The sequence below is a fragment of the Enterobacter sp. UPMP2061 genome, from assembly GCF_053709615.1.
Genome location: NZ_JBSKJP010000005.1, coordinates 15,793 through 36,272 on the forward strand (window position 1 = coordinate 15,793; position 20,480 = coordinate 36,272).

Consider the following 20,480-nt stretch of genomic DNA (forward strand, 5'->3'; position numbering starts at 1 on the left):
TCCTTCCTAACTGCATGATCTTATTTATGGGATCGGACTTATCCACAAAGGTCTGCGATCCTAATAAGAGATCACAATAGAACAGATCTCTAAATAAAAAGATCTTCTTTTTAATAGCCCAGGATCCCAATGCTTTCTCGAAAGACTAAAGTTGAGTAGAATCCACGGCCCGGGCTTCAATCCATTTTCATACCGCTTTACGCGAGGCAGACCACCATGTTTTATCAGGATCCTTTTGACGTCATCATCATTGGCGGGGGTCACGCAGGCACTGAGGCCGCAATGGCCGCAGCGCGAATGGGTCAGCAGACCCTGCTTTTGACACACAATATCGACACGCTGGGACAAATGTCCTGTAATCCGGCGATTGGCGGCATTGGGAAAGGACACCTGGTAAAAGAAGTGGATGCACTTGGCGGCCTGATGGCGAAAGCGATCGATCATGCGGGCATCCAGTTTAGGATACTAAACGCGAGTAAAGGGCCTGCTGTTCGTGCGACCCGCGCACAGGCAGACCGCGTGCTTTACCGTCAGGCTGTGCGCACCGCGCTGGAAAACCAGCCGAACCTGATGATCTTCCAGCAGGCAGTTGAAGATCTTATCGTCGAGAACGATCGCGTCGTGGGTGCCGTAACCCAGATGGGGCTCAAGTTCCGCGCAAAAGCGGTGGTGCTGACCGTCGGGACATTCCTGGACGGTAAAATCCATATTGGTCTGGACAACTACAGCGGTGGCCGTGCTGGCGATCCGCCGTCGATTCCGTTATCTCGTCGTCTGCGTGAACTGCCGCTGCGCGTCAGCCGCCTGAAAACCGGTACGCCGCCGCGTATTGACGCGCGCACCATTGATTTCAGCGTGCTGGCGCAACAGCACGGTGATAATCCGATGCCGGTGTTCTCGTTCATGGGCAATGCGGCTCAGCATCCGCAGCAGGTACCGTGCTACATCACGCATACCAACGAGAAAACCCATGACGTGATCCGCAATAACCTCGATCGCAGCCCAATGTATGCTGGCGTGATCGAAGGGATCGGCCCGCGCTACTGCCCGTCGATCGAAGACAAGGTGATGCGCTTTGCCGATCGTAACCAGCACCAGATCTTCCTGGAGCCGGAAGGGCTGACCTCAAATGAAATTTACCCGAACGGCATCTCCACCAGCCTGCCGTTCGACGTGCAGATGCAGATTGTGCGTTCAATGCAGGGCATGGAAAACGCGAAGATCGTTCGTCCTGGCTACGCTATTGAGTACGATTTCTTCGATCCGCGCGACCTGAAGCCGACGCTGGAAAGCAAATTCATCCAGGGTCTGTTCTTCGCAGGCCAGATTAACGGTACCACCGGGTACGAAGAAGCTGCCGCACAAGGGTTGCTGGCCGGTCTGAACGCCGCTCGCTTCTCTGCCGAGAAAGAGGGCTGGGCACCGGCGCGTTCTCAGGCTTACCTGGGCGTTCTGGTCGACGATCTCTGCACGCTGGGGACCAAAGAACCGTACCGCATGTTTACTTCTCGTGCGGAATATCGCCTGATGCTGCGCGAAGACAATGCCGATCTGCGTCTGACTGAGGTGGGCCGTGAATTGGGTCTGGTGGATGACGAACGCTGGGCGCGCTTCAACGAGAAGCTGGAGCGTATCGAACAGGAACGTCAGCGCCTGAAAACCACCTGGGTGAATCCGCAGGCGGAAACCGCTGCCGAAGTAAACGCTCACTTAACAGCACCGCTGTCGCGCGAAGCCAGCGGGGAAGATCTGCTGCGTCGTCCTGAAGTCACTTACGAGAATCTGGTCAAACTGACCGCGTTCGCGCCGGGCCTTGAAGACGCGGAAGCGGCTGAACAGGTCGAGATCCAGGTGAAATACGAAGGCTACATCGCGCGTCAGCAGGATGAGATCGAAAAACAGCAGCGCAACGAAAACACGCTGCTGCCGGAAATGCTGGACTATCGTCAGGTGACGGGCCTTTCCAACGAAGTGATCGCTAAGCTGAACGATCACAAACCTGTGTCGATTGGCCAGGCCTCACGTATCTCCGGCGTCACACCTGCCGCGATTTCGATTCTGCTGGTGTGGCTGAAAAAGCAGGGTATGCTGCGCCGCAGCGCGTAATGCTCTGAAAATTGCCCGGTGGCGCTGCGCTTACCGGGCCTACTGAACCCGTAGGGCGGGTTAGCGAAGCGCCACCCGCCACTTAAGTTTCTCAACAGGTATCCACCGTGCTCAATAATCTCTCTCGTCTGCTGGAACAGGCAGGTATTTCGCTCACCGATCACCAGAAAAATCAGCTGGTGGCCTATGTCGATATGCTGAACAAATGGAATAAAGCGTACAACCTCACCTCCGTACGCGATCCCAACGAGATGCTGATTCGCCATATTCTCGATAGCATCGTCGTGGCGCCATATCTGAACGGGGAACGTTTTATCGACGTGGGCACCGGCCCGGGCTTGCCGGGCGTTCCGTTGTCTATTGTTCGACCGGAGAGTCAATTCACGCTGCTGGACAGCCTGGGTAAGCGCGTACGCTTTTTACGCCAGGTCCAGCATGAGCTGAAGCTGGAAAACATCATGCCCGTGCAGAGCAGGGTAGAGGAGTTCCCGGGTGAGCCACCGTTTGACGGCGTTATCAGCCGCGCATTTGCGTCACTCAATGACATGGTGAGCTGGTGCAAACACCTGCCGGCGGAGAAGGGGCGTTTTTATGCGCTGAAAGGGCAACTTCCGGGGGACGAAATCGAGCAGCTTCCGGACGGTTTTGCTGTCGAATCCATTGAGAAACTTCAGATCCCTCAGCTCGAAGGTGAGCGTCATCTGGTGATAATTAAGCCAAACACTTTTTAAAAATTAATAAAAAATGTGGAATTTGTGCTGTTCTGATCGTGTTAAAAAGCAGCACATCCCGTCTGTTTTGGCCGTTGTTAATTTAACCTTGTTGTTACCATGGGTTTTCTTATGGTTAACCTGAAGTGAGTTGTTCACTCTGAGGATAATCAACCATGAAAATATCAGCCTGCTAAAAGTGGGTAAAGGCAACAAGAATGGAATGTTAAATATTTATTAAGAATGTCAATAAAAGGTTTTTGTTGTATACGGCTCTGTTTTAAAAATAGTTGCGATTTTTTTGCTTTAATTTCATACAGATGAAATAAATCGTTTTACGTCTTTGATAAATACCACTTTATCGCAAATGTGTATTTTGTGATCTCGTGCACGCTTTATCACCAACGTTTCCGCGCTGTTTGCAGTTTTGCCTGAAGGTCGGCACTTAGGTCAAAAGTTGAAAAATAGGACTGGGGAAAAATATTTAAACATTTATTCACCTTTTCGCTACTTAATGTTTGAAATCACGGGTACGCACCGTATAATTTGACCGCTTTTTGATGCTTGACTCTGAGCCTTAAAGGACGTTTTATACGACACGCGGCATACCTCGAAGGGAGCAGGAGTAAAAACGTGATGTCTGTGTCGCTCTTGAGTAGAAACGTTGCTCGTAAGCTTCTGTTCATTCAGTTTCTGGCTGTGATAGCAAGTGGACTGCTGTTTAGCCTCAAAGACCCCTTCTGGGGCATCTCCGCCGCGTGCGGAGGTTTGGCGGTGGTTCTGCCAAACGTGTTGTTTATGATTTTTGCCTGGCGTCATCAGGCGCATACACCCGCCAAAGGCCGCGTGGCCTGGTCCTTCGCTCTCGGCGAAGTGTGTAAGGTGTTGCTGACCTTTGCTCTACTGGTGATGGCGCTGGCGGTTTTGAAAGTGGTATTCATGCCGCTGATAGCAACGTGGGTTTTGGTGCTGGTGGTACAAGTTCTGGCTCCAGCTGTAATCAATAACAAAGGGTAAAAGGCATCATGGCTTCAGAAAATATGACGCCGCAGGATTACATAGGTCACCATCTGAATAACCTTCAGCTGGACCTGCGTACATTCTCGCTGGTGGATCCACATAACCCCCCGGCCACCTTCTGGACGATCAACATCGACTCCATGTTCTTCTCGGTGGTTTTGGGTCTTCTGTTCCTGGCCATGTTCCGCAGCGTTGCTAAAAAGGCGACCAGCGGTGTTCCAGGGAAATTCCAGACGTTCATCGAGATGATCATCGGCTTCGTCCATGGCAGCGTGAAAGACATGTACCATGGTAAGAGCAAACTGATTGCTCCGCTGGCCCTGACCGTGTTCGTTTGGGTCTTCCTGATGAACCTGATGGACCTCCTGCCTATCGATTTCTTACCTTGGATCGGTGAGCATGTACTCGGCCTGCCTGCACTGCGCGTGGTTCCGTCTGCCGACGTGAACATCACCCTGTCTATGGCGCTGGGCGTATTTATCCTCATTCTGTTCTACAGCATCAAAATGAAAGGCGTAAGCGGCTTTGTGAAAGAGCTTACCTTGCAGCCGTTCAACCACTGGGCGTTTATTCCGGTCAACCTGATCCTGGAAGGCGTTAGCCTGCTGTCCAAACCTGTTTCACTGGGTCTGCGACTGTTCGGCAACATGTATGCGGGTGAGCTGATTTTCATTCTGATCGCGGGTCTTCTGCCGTGGTGGTCACAGTGGATTCTGAATGTGCCATGGGCCATTTTCCACATCATGATCATTACGCTGCAAGCCTTTATCTTCATGGTTCTGACGATCGTCTATCTGTCGATGGCGTCTGAAGAGCACTGATTTTTTACCAACACTACTACGTTTTAATTGAAACAAACTGGAGACTGTCATGGAAAACCTGAATATGGATCTGCTGTACATGGCTGCCGCTGTGATGATGGGTCTGGCGGCTATCGGTGCTGCGATCGGTATCGGCATCCTCGGGGGCAAATTCCTGGAAGGCGCAGCGCGTCAACCTGATCTGATTCCTCTGCTGCGTACTCAGTTCTTTATCGTTATGGGTCTGGTGGATGCAATCCCAATGATCGCTGTAGGTCTGGGTCTGTACGTGATGTTTGCTGTCGCGTAGTAGTTGTTTTAAAACCCCAAGCCACAGAAATTTAAGAGGTATTGTGCTGTGAACATGAACGCAACAATCCTCGGCCAGGCCATCGCGTTTATTCTCTTTGTCTGGTTCTGCATGAAGTATGTATGGCCGCCTTTAATGGCTGCCATCGAAAAACGTCAGAAAGAAATTGCTGACGGTCTGGCTTCCGCAGAACGCGCTAAGAAAGATTTGGACCTTGCACAGGCCAACGCGACAGACCAGCTGAAAAAAGCGAAAGCTGAAGCTCAGGTAATCATTGAACAGGCTAACAAACGCCGTTCTCAGATCCTGGACGAAGCCAAAGCTGAAGCAGAACAGGAACGTACTAAGATCGTGACACAGGCTCAGGCTGAAATTGAAGCTGAGCGTAAACGTGCTCGTGAAGAACTGCGTAAGCAGGTTGCGATTCTGGCTGTTGCTGGCGCCGAGAAGATCATCGAACGTTCCGTGGATGAAGCTGCTAACAGCGACATCGTGGACAAACTTGTCGCTGAACTGTAAGGAGGGAGGGGCTGATGTCTGAATTTGTTACGGTAGCTCGCCCCTACGCCAAAGCAGCTTTTGACTTTGCTGTCGAACACCAAAATGTCGATCGCTGGCAGAATATGCTGGCGTTTGCCGCTGAGGTGACGAAAAACGAACAAATGGCCGAGTTGCTTTCTGGTGCGTTAGCGCCTGAAACCCTCGCCGCGTCGTTTATCGCCGTGTGCGGAGAGCAACTGGATGCCAACGGCCAGAACCTGATTAAGGTGATGGCGGAAAATGGTCGTCTCCGTGTGCTCCCGGATGTTCTCGAGCAGTTTGAGCACTTACGTGCCCTTAGTGAAGCTACCGCTGAAGTTGAAGTAACTTCTGCGACTGAACTGAGTAACGAACAGCTTGCGAAAATCACCGCCGCGATGGAAAAACGTCTGTCACGCAAAGTTAAGCTGAATTGCAAAATCGATAAGTCTGTAATGGCAGGCGTAATCATCCGCTCGGGTGATATGGTCATTGATGGCAGCGTACGCGGCCGTCTTGAGCGCCTTGCAGACGTCTTGCAGTCTTAAGGGGACTGGAGCATGCAACTGAATTCCACCGAAATCAGCGAACTGATCAAGCAGCGCATTGCTCAGTTCAATGTTGTGAGTGAAGCTCACAACGAAGGTACTATTGTTTCTGTAAGTGACGGTGTTATCCGCATCCACGGCCTGGCCGATTGTATGCAGGGTGAGATGATTTCCCTGCCGGGTAACCGTTACGCTATCGCACTGAACCTGGAGCGCGACTCCGTAGGTGCCGTTGTGATGGGTCCATACGCTGACCTTGCCGAAGGCATGAAGGTTAAGTGTACTGGCCGTATTCTGGAAGTACCGGTTGGCCGTGGCCTGCTGGGTCGCGTTGTTAACACCCTGGGTGCGCCAATCGACGGTAAAGGTCCGGTTGAGCACGATGGCTTCTCCCCAATCGAAGTTATCGCACCAGGCGTTATCGACCGTCAGTCCGTTGATCAGCCAGTGCAGACGGGTTATAAGTCCGTTGACGCCATGATCCCAATCGGTCGTGGTCAGCGTGAACTGATCATCGGTGACCGTCAGACCGGTAAAACCGCGATGGCAATCGACGCCATCATCAACCAGCGTGATTCCGGCATCAAATGTGTGTACGTGGCTATCGGCCAGAAAGCGTCCACCATTTCCAACGTGGTTCGTAAACTGGAAGAGCACGGCGCACTGTCTAACACCATCGTTGTGGTAGCAACCGCGTCTGAATCTGCTGCACTGCAATACCTGGCGCCATACGCCGGTTGCGCAATGGGCGAATACTTCCGTGACCGCGGTGAAGATGCGCTGATCGTATACGATGACCTGTCTAAACAGGCCGTTGCTTATCGTCAGGTTTCCCTGCTGCTCCGTCGTCCACCAGGACGTGAAGCATTCCCGGGCGACGTATTCTACCTCCACTCTCGTCTGCTGGAGCGTGCTTCCCGCGTTAACGCGGAATACGTCGAGAACTTCACCAAAGGTGAAGTGAAGGGTAAAACAGGTTCTCTGACCGCTCTGCCGATCATTGAAACCCAGGCGGGTGACGTTTCTGCGTTCGTTCCGACCAACGTAATCTCCATTACCGATGGTCAGATCTTCCTGGAAACCAACCTGTTTAACTCCGGTATTCGTCCGGCGGTTAACCCGGGTATCTCCGTATCCCGTGTGGGTGGTGCTGCTCAGACCAAGATCATCAAGAAACTGTCCGGTGGTATCCGTACCGCGCTGGCACAGTATCGTGAACTGGCTGCGTTCTCTCAGTTCGCATCCGATCTGGACGAAGCAACCCGTAAACAGCTGAGCCACGGTCAGAAAGTGACCGAGCTGCTGAAGCAGAAACAGTACGCGCCAATGTCTGTTGCTCAGCAGGGCCTGGTACTGTTCGCGGCTGAACGCGGTTACCTCGAAGATGTGGAACTGGCGAAAATCGGTAGCTTCGAAGCCGCTCTGCTGGCTTACGTCGACCGTGATCACGCTCCGCTGATGCAAGAGATCAACCAGACCGGTGGCTATAACGACGAAATCGAAGGCAAGCTGAAAGCTATCCTCGATTCCTTCAAAGCAACCCAATCCTGGTAATCGTCCGGCGGCTTGTCTCAGGACAAGCCGTCTGGCATTGAGGAGAAGCTCATGGCCGGCGCAAAAGAGATACGTAGTAAGATCGCAAGCGTCCAGAACACGCAAAAGATCACTAAAGCGATGGAGATGGTCGCCGCTTCCAAAATGCGTAAATCGCAGGATCGCATGGCGGCCAGCCGTCCTTATGCAGAGACCATGCGCAAAGTGATTGGTCACCTTGCGAACGGTAATCTGGAATATAAGCACCCTTACCTGGAAGAACGCGACGTTAAGCGCGTGGGCTACCTGGTGGTGTCGACTGACCGTGGTCTGTGTGGCGGCTTGAACATTAACCTGTTCAAAAAACTGCTGGCGGATATGAAAGGCTGGTCCGATAAAGGCGTTCAGTGCGATCTGGCACTGATTGGCTCTAAAGGCGTCTCTTTCTTTAACTCCGTTGGCGGCAACATTGTCGCTCAGGTGACCGGTATGGGTGATAACCCGTCCCTGTCCGAACTGATCGGCCCGGTTAAAGTGATGTTGCAGGCCTACGATGAAGGCCGTCTGGACAGACTGTACGTTGTCAGCAACAAATTTATTAACACCATGTCTCAGGTGCCTACGCTCACTCAGATGCTGCCGTTACCGGCATCAGAAGATGACGAGCTGAAACAGAAAGCCTGGGATTACCTGTATGAACCCGATCCGAAACCGCTGCTGGATACCCTGCTGCGTCGTTACGTTGAATCTCAGGTTTATCAGGGCGTTGTAGAAAACCTGGCCAGCGAGCAGGCCGCACGAATGGTGGCGATGAAAGCCGCGACCGATAATGGCGGCAGCCTGATTAAAGAGCTGCAGTTGGTTTACAACAAAGCTCGTCAGGCCAGCATTACTCAGGAACTCACCGAGATCGTCTCGGGGGCCGCCGCGGTTTAACCAGGTTTACGAATTACGTAGAGGATTCAAGATGGCTACTGGAAAGATTGTCCAGGTAATCGGCGCCGTGGTGGACGTCGAGTTCCCTCAGGACGCCGTACCACGCGTGTACGACGCGCTTGAGGTACAGAATGGTAACGAGAGCCTGGTGCTGGAAGTTCAGCAGCAGCTCGGCGGCGGTATCGTGCGTACCATCGCCATGGGTTCTTCCGACGGTCTGCGTCGTGGTCTGGAAGTAAAAGACCTTGAGCACCCGATCGAAGTCCCGGTAGGTAAAGCAACACTGGGTCGTATCATGAACGTATTGGGTCAGCCAATCGACATGAAAGGCGACATCGGTGAAGAAGAGCGTTGGGCTATCCACCGCGCGGCACCTTCCTACGAAGAGCTGTCCAGCTCTCAGGAACTGCTGGAAACCGGCATCAAAGTTATCGACCTGATGTGTCCGTTCGCGAAGGGCGGTAAAGTCGGTCTGTTCGGTGGTGCGGGTGTAGGTAAAACCGTAAACATGATGGAGCTGATCCGTAACATCGCGATCGAGCACTCCGGTTACTCCGTGTTTGCGGGCGTGGGTGAACGTACTCGTGAGGGTAACGACTTCTACCACGAAATGACCGACTCCAACGTTCTGGATAAAGTATCCCTGGTTTACGGCCAGATGAACGAGCCACCAGGAAACCGTCTGCGCGTTGCGCTGACCGGCCTGACCATGGCTGAGAAGTTCCGTGACGAAGGTCGTGACGTTCTGCTGTTCGTTGATAACATCTACCGTTACACCCTGGCCGGTACTGAAGTATCTGCACTGCTGGGTCGTATGCCTTCAGCGGTAGGTTATCAGCCTACGCTTGCGGAAGAGATGGGTGTTCTTCAGGAACGTATCACCTCTACCAAAACCGGTTCTATCACCTCCGTTCAGGCGGTATACGTACCTGCGGATGACTTGACTGACCCATCCCCAGCCACCACCTTTGCTCACTTAGATGCAACCGTGGTACTGAGCCGTCAGATCGCGTCTCTGGGTATCTACCCGGCCGTTGACCCGCTGGACTCCACCAGCCGTCAGCTGGATCCACTGGTTGTTGGCCAGGAGCACTACGACACCGCGCGTGGCGTACAGTCCCTGCTGCAACGTTATCAGGAACTGAAAGACATCATCGCCATCCTGGGTATGGATGAACTGTCTGAAGAAGATAAACTGGTGGTAGCACGTGCGCGTAAGATCCAGCGCTTCCTGTCCCAGCCGTTCTTCGTTGCGGAAGTATTCACCGGTGCTCCGGGTAAATACGTTTCCCTGAAAGACACCATCCGTGGCTTTAAAGGCATCATGGAAGGCGAATACGATCACCTGCCAGAGCAGGCGTTCTACATGGTTGGTTCCATCGAAGAAGCCGTGGAAAAAGCCAAAAAACTTTAACGCCTTAATCGGAGGGTGATATGGCAATGACTTACCACCTGGACGTCGTCAGCGCAGAGCAACAAATGTTCTCTGGTCTGGTCGAGAAAATCCAGGTAACGGGTAGTGAAGGTGAACTGGGTATTTTCCCGGGTCACGCACCGCTGCTCACCGCCATTAAGCCTGGTATGATCCGCATCGTTAAACAGTTCGGTCATGAAGAGTTTATCTATCTGTCCGGCGGCATTCTTGAAGTGCAGCCAGGCAGTGTGACCGTTCTGGCCGATACCGCTATTCGTGGCCAGGATCTCGACGAAGCGCGAGCCCTGGAATCGAAGCGTAAGGCTGAAGAGCACATTAGCAGCTCTCATGGTGACGTGGATTACGCTCAGGCGTCTGCGGAGCTGGCCAAAGCGATCGCGAAACTGCGCGTTATCGAGTTGACCAAAAAAGCGATGTAACACCGGCTTGAAAAGCACAAAAGCCAGTCTGGATCCCAGGCTGGCTTTTTTTTTCGGCCTTAATTCATGATGAAAAAGATGTAGAATTTTAAGCATCAAACGTTTTTACTTCTCACACAAACTACCGTCAGGATGCGTATGTTAAACAGTGCGATGAGCGTGGTGATCCTTGCCGCAGGCAAAGGTACCCGCATGTATTCCGATCTGCCTAAGGTGCTCCACACGCTGGCAGGAAAGCCAATGGTTCAGCATGTTATTGATGCAGCGAATGAATTAGGCGCCAGCCAGGTGCATCTGGTTTATGGACATGGCGGCGATCTGCTGAAAAAAACGCTGCATGACGACAATCTCAACTGGGTGCTACAGGCAGAACAGTTGGGTACAGGCCATGCGATGCAGCAGGCTGCACCCTTCTTCTCTGATGATGAAGATATCCTGATGCTCTACGGCGACGTCCCGCTGATCTCCGTTGAAACCCTCACTCGCCTACGTGAAGCCAAACCGCAGGGCGGCATCGGTTTGTTGACCGTCGTGCTGGACGATCCAACCGGCTATGGCCGCATTACGCGTGAAAACGGCAAGGTAACCGGGATTGTTGAGCATAAAGATGCCACTGACGAACAGCGCCAGATTCAGGAGATCAACACCGGCATCCTGATTGCGAACGGTGCGGATATGAAGCGCTGGCTGTCCAGACTCAACAATAACAACGCGCAGGGTGAATACTACATCACCGACATCATTGCGATGGCGTACCAGGAAGGGCGTGAGATTGCCGCCGTTCACCCGGCTCGCATCAGCGAAACGGACGGGGTAAACAACCGTCTCCAGCTTTCTCGCCTGGAGCGTATTTACCAGTCCGAGCAGGCAGAAAAGCTGTTGCTCGCGGGCGTTATGCTGCGCGATCCGGCGCGTTTCGATCTGCGTGGCACGCTGACCCACGGGCGCGACGTTGAAATAGATACTAACGTTATCCTGGAAGGTAACGTCACGCTGGGCAACCGCGTCAAAATCGGCACTGGCTGCGTGATTAAAAACAGCGTGATCGGTGACGACTGCGAAATCAGCCCGTACAGCGTGGTGGAAGATGCCCATCTTGAGGCGGCATGTACCATCGGCCCGTTTGCGCGTCTGCGCCCGGGCGCTGAGCTGCTGGAAGGCGCTCACGTAGGTAACTTTGTGGAAATGAAAAAAGCGCGTCTGGGTAAGGGCTCGAAAGCCGGTCATCTGACCTATCTGGGCGATGCGGAAATTGGCGACAACGTAAACATCGGTGCTGGAACCATCACCTGTAACTATGACGGTGCCAATAAGTTTAAAACCATCATCGGTGATGATGTGTTTGTAGGCTCCGATACCCAGCTGGTGGCGCCCGTTACCGTGGGCAAAGGCGTGACCATTGCCGCCGGGACAACCGTTACGCGCGATGTGGCCGAGAACGAGCTGGTGTTAAGCCGTGTGCCGCAGGTCAGCAAGCAGGGCTGGAAACGCCCGGTGAAGAAGAAGTAACAACAAGGCGGGTGGCGCTATGCTTACCCGCCCTACGATTGAGTAGGCCTGATAAGGCGTAGCCGACATCAGGCAAACCTGGGAGAGGAGATAAATATATATCTCCCCCCACAAGCAGTACCCATAAAAATAACCCCACTCTCTACAAGGCTCGGGGCGCCCGGAAAGGGCAAATACAGGTCAGCGACAACGCATGGCATAACGCCATAATCAGGAAATCTAACTATGTGTGGAATTGTTGGCGCAGTTGCGCAGCGTGATATTGCTGAAATCCTTCTCGAAGGTTTACGTCGTCTGGAATACCGTGGTTACGACTCAGCCGGTCTGGCTGTGGTCGATGCAGAAGGTCATATGACCCGTCTGCGTCGTCTCGGTAAAGTGCAGATGCTGGCCCAGGCTGCGGAAGAACATCCGCTGCACGGTGGCACCGGTATTGCACATACCCGCTGGGCGACCCACGGTGAGCCATCTGAAGGCAACGCACACCCGCATGTGTCTGAACACATTGTGGTGGTGCATAACGGCATTATCGAAAACCACGAACCGCTGCGTGAAGAACTGAAAGCGCGCGGCTATACCTTCGTCTCTGAAACCGACACCGAAGTGATTGCTCACCTGGTGCACTGGGAGCTGGCAAAGGGCGGTACACTGCGTGATGCGGTGCTGCGCGCTATCCCTCAGCTGCGTGGTGCTTACGGTACGGTGATCATGGATTCCCGCGACCCGTCCACGCTGCTGGCCGCGCGTTCCGGTAGTCCGATGGTGATTGGTCTGGGCATGGGTGAAAACTTTATCGCTTCCGACCAGCTGGCGCTGCTGCCAGTTACCCGTCGCTTTATCTTCCTGGAAGAGGGAGACATTGCCGAGGTGACACGTCGCAGCGTGACCGTATTCGACACGAAAGGCGAGCAGGTTAAGCGTCAGGAGATCGAATCAAACCTGCAATACGACGCGGGCGACAAAGGTGCTTACCGTCACTACATGCAGAAAGAGATCTACGAACAGCCAAACGCCATTAAAAACACCCTGACCGGGCGCATCAGCCACGGCGAAGTGGATCTGAGTGAGCTGGGCGCCAATGCCAACGAACTGCTGGGCAAAGTCGAGCACATTCAGATCGTGGCCTGCGGTACCTCTTATAACTCCGGTATGGTCTCGCGCTACTGGTTTGAATCCCTGGCGGGCGTGCCGTGTGATGTGGAAATCGCGTCTGAGTTCCGCTACCGCAAATCTGCGGTGCGTCGTAACAGCCTGATGATCACCCTTTCTCAGTCTGGCGAAACGGCTGATACCCTGGCGGCGCTGCGTCTGTCTAAAGAGTTGGGTTACCTGGGCTCGCTGGCCATCTGTAACGTGCCGGGCTCTTCGCTGGTACGTGAATCCGATCTGGCGCTGATGACCAAAGCCGGTACTGAAATTGGCGTGGCTTCCACCAAGGCGTTTACCACTCAGTTAACCGTTCTGCTGATGCTGGTGGCGAAACTGGCGCGTCTGAAAGGTCTGGATGCCTCCGTTGAACACGACATTGTGCATGGCCTTCAGGCGCTGCCGAGCCGTATCGAGCAGATGCTGTCTCAGGACAAACGCATTGAGGCGCTGGCGGAAGATTTCTCTGACAAACATCACTCCCTGTTCCTGGGGCGTGGCGATCAGTATCCGATTGCGCTGGAAGGCGCACTGAAGCTGAAAGAGATCTCTTACATTCACGCTGAAGCTTACGCGGCAGGTGAACTGAAACATGGCCCGCTGGCGCTGATCGACGCGGATATGCCGGTTATCGTGGTGGCACCGAACAACGAACTGCTGGAAAAACTGAAATCTAACATCGAAGAAGTGCGCGCCCGTGGTGGTGTTCTGTACGTCTTTGCGGATAAAGATGCCGGTTTCGCCAGCAGCGACAACATGCACATCATCGAGATGCCGCATGTGGAAGAGGTGATTGCGCCGATCTTCTATACCGTTCCGCTGCAACTGCTGGCTTATCACGTCGCGCTGATCAAAGGCACCGACGTTGATCAGCCGCGAAATCTGGCGAAGTCTGTTACCGTAGAATAATATTATATATCACTTAGGAATAACCCCGTTAATTTATGATTACGGGGTTATTTTTATATCAAAACATAAATATTTTCTGAAAAATAAAGTTTCCCACTTCTTATTAAATAAAAACTAATTACAGTGTGTCGACTTTTCTGTGTGATATAAAATTATATTAAGTAATAAAACGCTTATGTTTATTCTCTTATTCCATCAGTAATAATTAATACAATATTATTTCTCCTTGTTATTTTCATTTTTCAGTTTACTATTTCCTGGCCGGGATGGTTCGGCAATATTTGTTTTAATAATGAAACATGATTATTCATAACTTCAGGATAATGTCATAATGAATGGAAAACTTTTTAAAAGCGCATTAGTTTGCTCATCTTTGATTTTAGGTTGGCAGGCGCACGCGGGGAACGGCAATGGTACTGTACACTTTACAGGCGAAATTATTGACAGCACCTGTGAGGTTACTGCGCCAACACAAACTCAAACCGTTGACCTTGGTAAAGTCAATAAATCCGCCTTTTCTGGTGCAGGCTCGACGGCTTCCGTACAGGCTTTCCAGATCGATCTTGAAAATTGCCCTGATACATATAAAAAAGCCACCGCTCGCTTTGATGGTACAGAAGATGGAGACGGTTACCTTAAACTGAACGCTGGCGGAGCTACAGGGGTTGCCGTTGCCATCTACAACCGTGCTGACAACACCTTGCTGAAGCTCTACAACCAGTCAGTCAGTGCAGATATCGACGCTGATGGCAAGGCGACACTGCCGTTCATGGCTCGCTATATTGCTACCTCCGCAACCGTAACGCCTGGTGTGGCAAATGCGGATTCTGAATTTACTATCACTTACAGTAATTAACCTCTAGCTTTCCGAAATATAATCAGGCCTGGCAAGGCAGGTTTCTTTACGTCTAATGGACAGCGAAACCTCGCAGGCCTGTCACAGGATATGATATGCGCAGGCGTTTTATCGACATTTTTATTATTCTCTTTTTAGTCGTGTGTGCCTCTCCCTCCTGGGGGGGGATTATTATCGGTGGTACGCGGGTTATTTTCCCCAGCAATAAAACAGATACCACTATTTCTGTAATTAATAATGATACTTCCTTACCCTATCTGATTCAGGCATGGATTGATCCTTTTTTAGCCACAGAGAAAACGAAACCACCGTTTACCGTTATTCCTCCTGTTTCAAGGCTGGAGCCAAAACAGGAGCGCGTATTGCGCATTATTAAAACAAAAGGCGATTTACCCACCGAGCGGGAATCTGTCTTTTGGCTGAATGTTAAGAATATCCCTCCAACGCCGGACAAACAGAACAGCAAGCTGGAAATCGCGATTAAAACACGCATTAAGTTATTCTGGCGCCCTGCCAGCATTACTGAAAAGCCTGAAACCGCCAGCCTAAAAGTCATCTGGCGCAAACAAGGCAATACCCTGGTGGTTAATAATCCTACGGCTATCCATATCAACGTTATTGATGTTGCTGTAGACGGCAAACCGCTGGATTTGGCGATGATTAAGCCCTTTGAGACGCTCAACATTCCCTTACCCGCTGGTGTCGCGAGTAAGACACTCATCTGGCATAGCATCAATGATTATGGCGCGATAAGCGACGCCATCAAACACCCCCTTTGACTCAGGCGAGATGGTTAACGTTGAAGCGCATCTATTTTATGTTATCCCTGGTGTCGCTGTGGGTCAGCGGCACGTATTCCGGGCACGCTGCTGGTGAAACCTTTAACTCACGATTGTTAGAACTTGAACATCCGGTCGACATTGATATCAGTCAGTTTAGCCGGCCTGATAATCTCCCTGAAGGGGATTATCAGGTTGATATTTATATCAACGAGCGCTTTTTTGAGCGCCGTGAAATCCATTTTTTTCGAACAAACAACGAGAGCGCACTCCAGCCCTGTTTCCGCGACTTAAAAAATACGCTGGCTACGTTTGGCATAAAAGTGGATGCCATAAAAGCACTGGCTACGATTAACACCAGCCGCTGCGAGCCCATTCCCCCGCTGGCGGGAGCTACATGGGTTCTGGATGACGAAAAGCTCGCGTTACGGGTCTCTATCCCGCAGATTTATATGGATTCTTCAGCGCGTGACGCCATTCCGCCTTCACGCTGGGATCAGGGTATTAATGCCCTGATGGTGAATTATGATTTTTCAACCACCCAGACGTTGAAATCAGACTATGACAGTGACGATCTGTATTATCTGAACATGCGTAGCGGTATTAACCTTGGCAGCTGGCGACTTCGCAACTACAGCACCCTCAATGCGGTAAACAGCAACGGCAGTTATCATTCTGCGAGTACGTATTTACAACGTGATATTGCCAGCCTGCGAAGCCAGATAATGATGGGGGATACCTGGACGGCAAATGATCTATTCGATAGCAGCCAGGTGCGCGGCGTGCGCCTGTACACCGATAATGACATGCTGCCGGATAGTCTGAACGGCTTCGCACCCGTCGTCCGGGGCATTGCTAAAAGTAATGCCGTCGTCACCATTCGTCAGAATGGCTACATTATCTATCAATCTGCTGTTCCTCAGGGGCCGTTTGCCCTGACCGATCTCAACACCACCAGCAGTGGGGGCGATCTCGACGTTACGATCAAAGAAGAAGACGGTAGTGAGCAGCATTTTACGCAGCCTTATGCTTCCCTGGCGATATTGCGACGGGAAGGCCAGACGGACTTTGATATCAGCATTGGCGAACTGAACAACAGCGATCGCTATTCACCTGATTTATTGCAGGCTCAGCTTTTACGCGGCATGCAAGGGGGAATGACGCTGTATGGCGGCACACAGTTAGCTGAGAATTACACTGCCATAGCGGCTGGTATTGGTCAGGATCTCGGCGAGATCGGGGCGATATCGATGGATGTCACCCATGCGGCGTCTCGTTTTGTCGATGATACGGAGCAGGGGCAATCCTGGCGTTTTCTCTATTCCAAGACGTTCGATGTAAGTAATACCAGCCTGCGAATAGTAGGCTATCGCTATTCAACGGAAGGATTTTATACCCTGGATGAGTGGGCTTCCCGCAGGAGCGATAGCGAGACGTTCTGGCAAACGGGTAACCGCAGAAGCCGTCTGGAGGGAACGTGGACACAACCTTTTGCGCAGGGGTATGGAAATATTTACCTGACGCTGAGCCGTGAACAGTACTGGCGAACGGATAACGTTGAACGGCTGATCCAGATTGGTTACAGCAACAGCTGGAAACAGATGACGTGGAATGCGTCATGGAACTATACCGATACTGCGAATCATCACGATGGGGACTGGGAAAAGGATGGCGAAAACGAACACGTTTTCATGCTGTCACTCTCGCTTCCGCTCTCCCAGTGGTTACCGAACACCTACGCCAACTATAACGTTACTGGCAACAATAAAAACAGCGTCTCCCATCAGGTAGGCCTGAACGGAAGGCTGCTTCAGAACAACAACTTGAACTGGAACATACAGCAATCCGTTGATGAAAGTGGCGGCAGTACGGGGGGGAATGCGGGACTGGAATGGGACGCGGCTTATGGCTCCATGAAAGGTAACTATGCCTGGAGCAACGAAACCCGAAGTCTCAATTATGGCGTCAGCGGCGGCATTCTACTGCATTCAGAAGGTGTCACCTTCTCACAGGAAATGGGAGAAACCGTCGCGCTGGTGAAAGCTCCAGGAGCGGCGGGCCTGGCGGTGGAAAACAGCAGCGGTGTCGCGACGGACTGGCGCGGCTACACCGTAAAAACGCAGCTGTCACCCTATGATGAAAATCGTATCGCAATTGGCGACAGCGACTTTGCCTCTGGCAATGTTGAACTGGAAAAAAGCGTCCAGAATCTGGTTCCCACCCGTGGAGCGGTAGTAAAAGCGGAATTCGTTACGCATATCGGCTACCGCATCCTTTTCAGCGTTCATCTCAGCAATGGCAAACCTGCGCCTTTTGGGGCAACGGGATCGGCAACGCTGGACACCGGAAGCGTTACGGGCATTGTCGGAGAAGAGGGCGAACTCTATCTCTCAGGCCTGCCGGAAAAGGGGCAATTCACGTTGACGCTAAACGACGGCGCAACCTGTCGGGCGGAATACACGCTTCAACAACAGCCTGACGCTGGACTGGTGCAGATGCCCGTCACGTGTCGATAAAGGATTAAAATGAAACTGCAATACTGGCTTTTAGCCTTACTGACCTGCGTCTTTTATGCGCATGCGGCCCCAACCGGTTATTGTGTGCCAGACAATGGCAAATATCATAACTACCTCAATTTTACAGAGCAGTTTTCCATTACGGACAATATAGCCGGGACGACAACGCTTATTAATGTGAATAATAACAACACCTCGTTTAAAGGTACCTGCTACTGTCTGACCGGGTCGAATCAGAGTTACGATCACACCTACATAACCAGCGTCGTTAATCCGGCGCTGGTGCCCGCGGGAAGCAGGAACAATGTCGCCTATTTTAACCTGAATGAAAACGTTGATATCGGCCTGCTTGTTTACATACTTGGTGTCGGTTATACGGCCGTGCCTTTTGATCATCTGCCGAATAAAACCGGTACTCCCTATCAATGTCATAACGGCGTGAGTTCCGCCACCACGTTTTATAGTGGCGGCTCGGGGCAGGTCTATTTGTACGTTAAAAAAGCCTTTACCGGGGTGATGACGATCCCGGCGACGCTGGTGGCGAATATCTATGCCACGATCGACCCGCGTACTGTTTCGAATGAGATTATTTCTGATGTGATTGTTCAGGGAACAGTGACGGTTCCTCAATCTTGTGAGATTGACGAGGGGCAGGCCATTGTTTTTGATTTCAATAAAATCCTGGCGTCAGAGTTTTCGTCGACGAAAGGGAAAGCGCTGACCGATCGCAAAATCACTCGTACCGTGAACATCAAATGCACCAATATGATGTTCTACGACAAGCTCGACGCAACCCTGCATGCCTCAGCCGTGGCTTCTGATAATTCGATGATTGCGACGGACAACGAAGACGTAGGAATTAAAGTCTACGATAAATATAATCGGGAAGTGAATACGAATGGCGGTGCCCTTGAAGCGGAAACGACTAAAATTCCCGACATCATGGGGGATACGCTGGGCACGCTGACATTTTCAAGCGCGCCTGCCAGCGCGACAGGAGCGAGGCCCAAACCAGGCCAGTTCAATGCAACGGCAACTCTGACGATTGAAATCGCTCATTAAAATGACAACGGCTGTTTATGACAGCCGTTGTCATATCAGCTACGCTAAAACTGATTCATTGCAAAAAAGATGACAAAAATATGACCATGCTGTGAATTAATGGCTTTATTTTTCATGTGGTTACATCCATCGCTGGCTTTGTCATAAAACTGTCATATTTCGTACATTTATCTGTCACCTGTTTGTCCTATTTTGCTCATCGTAGCCACTTAAACAATGATTTACGAAATCCTTGCAGGAGACATTATGAAAGTTATGCGTACCACTGTCGCAACTGTTGTCGCCGCGACCTTATCAATGAGCGCTTTCTCTGCCTTTGCAGCAGCAAGCCTGACTGGCGCTGGTGCAACCTTCCCTGCGCCGGTGTATGCCAAATGGGCGGATACCTACCAGAAAGAGACCGGCAACAAGGTCAACTATCAGGGTATCGGCTCCTCCGGTGGCGTAAAACAAATTACCGCGAATACCGTTGATTTCGGCGCATCCGACGCTCCGCTGTCTGATGAGAAACTGAATCAGGAAGGCCTGTTCCAGTTCCCGACCGTGATCGGCGGCGTTGTGCTGGCTGTTAACATCCCTGGCCTGAAATCAGGCGAGCTGGTGCTGGACGGCAAAACCCTGGGTGACATCTACCTGGGCAAAATCAAAAAATGGGATGACGAAGCCATCACTAAGCTGAACCCGGGCGTTAAGCTGCCTTCGCAGAATATCGCGGTGGTTCGTCGTGCTGACGGCTCTGGTACCTCTTTCGTGTTCACCAGCTACCTGGCGAAAGTGAACGAAGAGTGGAAATCTAAAGTCGGTTCCGGCTCTACCGTTAACTGGCCAACCGGTCTGGGCGGTAAAGGCAACGACGGTATCGCAGCCTTTGTACAGCGTCTGCCTGGCTCTATCGGCTACGTAGAATACGCTTACGCTAAGCAGAACAACCTGGCTTACACCAAACTGGTTTCTGCCGACGGCAAACCGGTTAGCCCGACCGAAGAGAACTTCGCCAACGCCGCGAAAGGCGCTGACTGGAGCAAATCCTTCGCGCAGGACCTGACCAACCAGAAAGGCGACGATGCATGGCCTATCACGTCTACCACCTTCATTCTGGTCCACAAAGAGCAGAAGAAGCCTGAGCAGGGTGCTGAAGTGCTGAAGTTCTTCGACTGGGCATATAAAAATGGCGGCAAACAGGCTAACGATCTGGATTACGCCAGCCTGCCAGACAGCGTGGTTGAGCAGATCCGTGCTGCATGGAAAACCAACGTGAAAGACAGCAGCGGTAAAGCGCTGTATTAACAGGATATATTTAACGAAGATGGCGGGTGGCGCTGCGCTTACCCGCCCTACGGTTTACTCTGTAGGCCCGGTAAGCGTCA

At 51.9% G+C, this 20,480-nt stretch carries 18 protein-coding genes; all 18 read left to right on the plus strand.

Annotated features, from left to right (window positions below):
- Window positions 1–216: 216 nt before the first annotated feature.
- Window positions 217–2,106 (plus strand): tRNA uridine-5-carboxymethylaminomethyl(34) synthesis enzyme MnmG, encoded by a 1,890-nt coding sequence (gene mnmG / locus ACWKXX_RS12100; protein WP_003862379.1) that lies wholly within the window; start codon window positions 217–219, stop codon window positions 2,104–2,106.
- A gap of 107 nt (window positions 2,107–2,213) precedes the next feature.
- The gene (gene rsmG / locus ACWKXX_RS12105; RefSeq protein WP_261665871.1) at window positions 2,214–2,837 is read left to right on the plus strand and encodes a 16S rRNA (guanine(527)-N(7))-methyltransferase RsmG; all 624 of its coding nucleotides are present in this window, start codon (window positions 2,214–2,216) and stop codon (window positions 2,835–2,837) included.
- 615 nt (window positions 2,838–3,452) lie between these two features.
- Window positions 3,453–3,833, plus strand: a complete 381-nt coding sequence (gene atpI / locus ACWKXX_RS12110; RefSeq protein WP_003862375.1) for a F0F1 ATP synthase subunit I — start codon at window positions 3,453–3,455, stop codon at window positions 3,831–3,833.
- A gap of 8 nt (window positions 3,834–3,841) precedes the next feature.
- The gene (atpB, locus tag ACWKXX_RS12115) at window positions 3,842–4,657 is read left to right on the plus strand and encodes a F0F1 ATP synthase subunit A (RefSeq protein ID WP_261665870.1); all 816 of its coding nucleotides are present in this window, start codon (window positions 3,842–3,844) and stop codon (window positions 4,655–4,657) included.
- A gap of 49 nt (window positions 4,658–4,706) precedes the next feature.
- Window positions 4,707–4,946 carry a F0F1 ATP synthase subunit C gene (atpE, locus tag ACWKXX_RS12120; RefSeq protein ID WP_000429386.1) on the plus strand — a complete coding sequence of 80 codons (240 nt, stop codon included), beginning with the start codon at window positions 4,707–4,709 and terminating at the stop codon, window positions 4,944–4,946.
- 48 nt (window positions 4,947–4,994) lie between these two features.
- Window positions 4,995–5,465 carry a F0F1 ATP synthase subunit B gene (gene atpF / locus ACWKXX_RS12125; protein WP_003862370.1) on the plus strand — a complete coding sequence of 157 codons (471 nt, stop codon included), beginning with the start codon at window positions 4,995–4,997 and terminating at the stop codon, window positions 5,463–5,465.
- A gap of 14 nt (window positions 5,466–5,479) precedes the next feature.
- Window positions 5,480–6,013, plus strand: a complete 534-nt coding sequence (atpH, locus tag ACWKXX_RS12130) for a F0F1 ATP synthase subunit delta (RefSeq protein ID WP_015570151.1) — start codon at window positions 5,480–5,482, stop codon at window positions 6,011–6,013.
- Between the two features lie 12 nt (window positions 6,014–6,025).
- Window positions 6,026–7,567, plus strand: a complete 1,542-nt coding sequence (gene atpA / locus ACWKXX_RS12135) for a F0F1 ATP synthase subunit alpha (protein ID WP_003862367.1) — start codon at window positions 6,026–6,028, stop codon at window positions 7,565–7,567.
- Between the two features lie 51 nt (window positions 7,568–7,618).
- Complete coding sequence (gene atpG, locus ACWKXX_RS12140) at window positions 7,619–8,482, plus strand: F0F1 ATP synthase subunit gamma (RefSeq protein WP_003862364.1); 864 nt, start codon at window positions 7,619–7,621, stop codon at window positions 8,480–8,482.
- Window positions 8,483–8,513: 31 nt separating this feature from the next.
- On the plus strand, window positions 8,514–9,896 hold the full coding sequence (gene atpD, locus ACWKXX_RS12145) for a F0F1 ATP synthase subunit beta (RefSeq protein ID WP_015570150.1): 1,383 nt from the start codon (window positions 8,514–8,516) through the stop codon (window positions 9,894–9,896).
- Between the two features lie 20 nt (window positions 9,897–9,916).
- Entirely contained in the window at window positions 9,917–10,336 is a 420-nt protein-coding gene (locus ACWKXX_RS12150; protein WP_006177560.1) for a F0F1 ATP synthase subunit epsilon, read from the plus strand.
- 138 nt (window positions 10,337–10,474) lie between these two features.
- Complete coding sequence (gene glmU, locus ACWKXX_RS12155) at window positions 10,475–11,845, plus strand: bifunctional UDP-N-acetylglucosamine diphosphorylase/glucosamine-1-phosphate N-acetyltransferase GlmU (RefSeq protein WP_063624058.1); 1,371 nt, start codon at window positions 10,475–10,477, stop codon at window positions 11,843–11,845.
- 225 nt (window positions 11,846–12,070) lie between these two features.
- Complete coding sequence (gene glmS, locus ACWKXX_RS12160) at window positions 12,071–13,900, plus strand: glutamine--fructose-6-phosphate transaminase (isomerizing) (protein WP_015570148.1); 1,830 nt, start codon at window positions 12,071–12,073, stop codon at window positions 13,898–13,900.
- 331 nt (window positions 13,901–14,231) lie between these two features.
- Window positions 14,232–14,756: a fimbrial protein gene (locus ACWKXX_RS12165; RefSeq protein ID WP_049134783.1), complete on the plus strand. Its 525-nt coding sequence runs from the start codon at window positions 14,232–14,234 to the stop codon at window positions 14,754–14,756.
- Window positions 14,757–14,851: 95 nt separating this feature from the next.
- A complete protein-coding gene (locus ACWKXX_RS12170; RefSeq protein WP_049134782.1) occupies window positions 14,852–15,535 on the plus strand; it encodes a fimbrial chaperone in 684 nt (227 codons plus the stop codon).
- A gap of 38 nt (window positions 15,536–15,573) precedes the next feature.
- Window positions 15,574–18,051, plus strand: coding sequence for a fimbria/pilus outer membrane usher protein (locus ACWKXX_RS12175; protein WP_261666489.1), 2,478 nt, complete (start codon window positions 15,574–15,576; stop codon window positions 18,049–18,051).
- Window positions 18,052–18,060: 9 nt separating this feature from the next.
- The gene (locus tag ACWKXX_RS12180) at window positions 18,061–19,113 is read left to right on the plus strand and encodes a fimbrial protein (RefSeq protein WP_261665864.1); all 1,053 of its coding nucleotides are present in this window, start codon (window positions 18,061–18,063) and stop codon (window positions 19,111–19,113) included.
- A gap of 246 nt (window positions 19,114–19,359) precedes the next feature.
- The gene (gene pstS / locus ACWKXX_RS12185) at window positions 19,360–20,400 is read left to right on the plus strand and encodes a phosphate ABC transporter substrate-binding protein PstS (protein WP_017383706.1); all 1,041 of its coding nucleotides are present in this window, start codon (window positions 19,360–19,362) and stop codon (window positions 20,398–20,400) included.
- Window positions 20,401–20,480: the final 80 nt, after the last annotated feature.

What these genes read in the sequence shown, in the direction of transcription:
- mnmG (WP_003862379.1), top strand. Translation starts at nt 217, where the DNA reads ATGTTTTATCAGGATCCTTTTGACGTCATCATCATTGGCGGGGGTCAC.
- atpI (WP_003862375.1), top strand. Translation starts at nt 3,453, where the DNA reads ATGTCTGTGTCGCTCTTGAGTAGAAACGTTGCTCGTAAGCTTCTGTTC.
- atpB (WP_261665870.1), top strand. Translation starts at nt 3,842, where the DNA reads ATGGCTTCAGAAAATATGACGCCGCAGGATTACATAGGTCACCATCTG.
- atpE (WP_000429386.1), top strand. Translation starts at nt 4,707, where the DNA reads ATGGAAAACCTGAATATGGATCTGCTGTACATGGCTGCCGCTGTGATG.
- atpH (WP_015570151.1), top strand. Translation starts at nt 5,480, where the DNA reads ATGTCTGAATTTGTTACGGTAGCTCGCCCCTACGCCAAAGCAGCTTTT.
- atpA (WP_003862367.1), top strand. Translation starts at nt 6,026, where the DNA reads ATGCAACTGAATTCCACCGAAATCAGCGAACTGATCAAGCAGCGCATT.
- atpG (WP_003862364.1), top strand. Translation starts at nt 7,619, where the DNA reads ATGGCCGGCGCAAAAGAGATACGTAGTAAGATCGCAAGCGTCCAGAAC.
- atpD (WP_015570150.1), top strand. Translation starts at nt 8,514, where the DNA reads ATGGCTACTGGAAAGATTGTCCAGGTAATCGGCGCCGTGGTGGACGTC.
- ACWKXX_RS12150 (WP_006177560.1), top strand. Translation starts at nt 9,917, where the DNA reads ATGGCAATGACTTACCACCTGGACGTCGTCAGCGCAGAGCAACAAATG.
- glmU (WP_063624058.1), top strand. Translation starts at nt 10,475, where the DNA reads ATGTTAAACAGTGCGATGAGCGTGGTGATCCTTGCCGCAGGCAAAGGT.
- glmS (WP_015570148.1), top strand. Translation starts at nt 12,071, where the DNA reads ATGTGTGGAATTGTTGGCGCAGTTGCGCAGCGTGATATTGCTGAAATC.
- ACWKXX_RS12165 (WP_049134783.1), top strand. Translation starts at nt 14,232, where the DNA reads ATGAATGGAAAACTTTTTAAAAGCGCATTAGTTTGCTCATCTTTGATT.
- ACWKXX_RS12170 (WP_049134782.1), top strand. Translation starts at nt 14,852, where the DNA reads ATGCGCAGGCGTTTTATCGACATTTTTATTATTCTCTTTTTAGTCGTG.
- ACWKXX_RS12175 (WP_261666489.1), top strand. Translation starts at nt 15,574, where the DNA reads ATGTTATCCCTGGTGTCGCTGTGGGTCAGCGGCACGTATTCCGGGCAC.
- ACWKXX_RS12180 (WP_261665864.1), top strand. Translation starts at nt 18,061, where the DNA reads ATGAAACTGCAATACTGGCTTTTAGCCTTACTGACCTGCGTCTTTTAT.
- pstS (WP_017383706.1), top strand. Translation starts at nt 19,360, where the DNA reads ATGAAAGTTATGCGTACCACTGTCGCAACTGTTGTCGCCGCGACCTTA.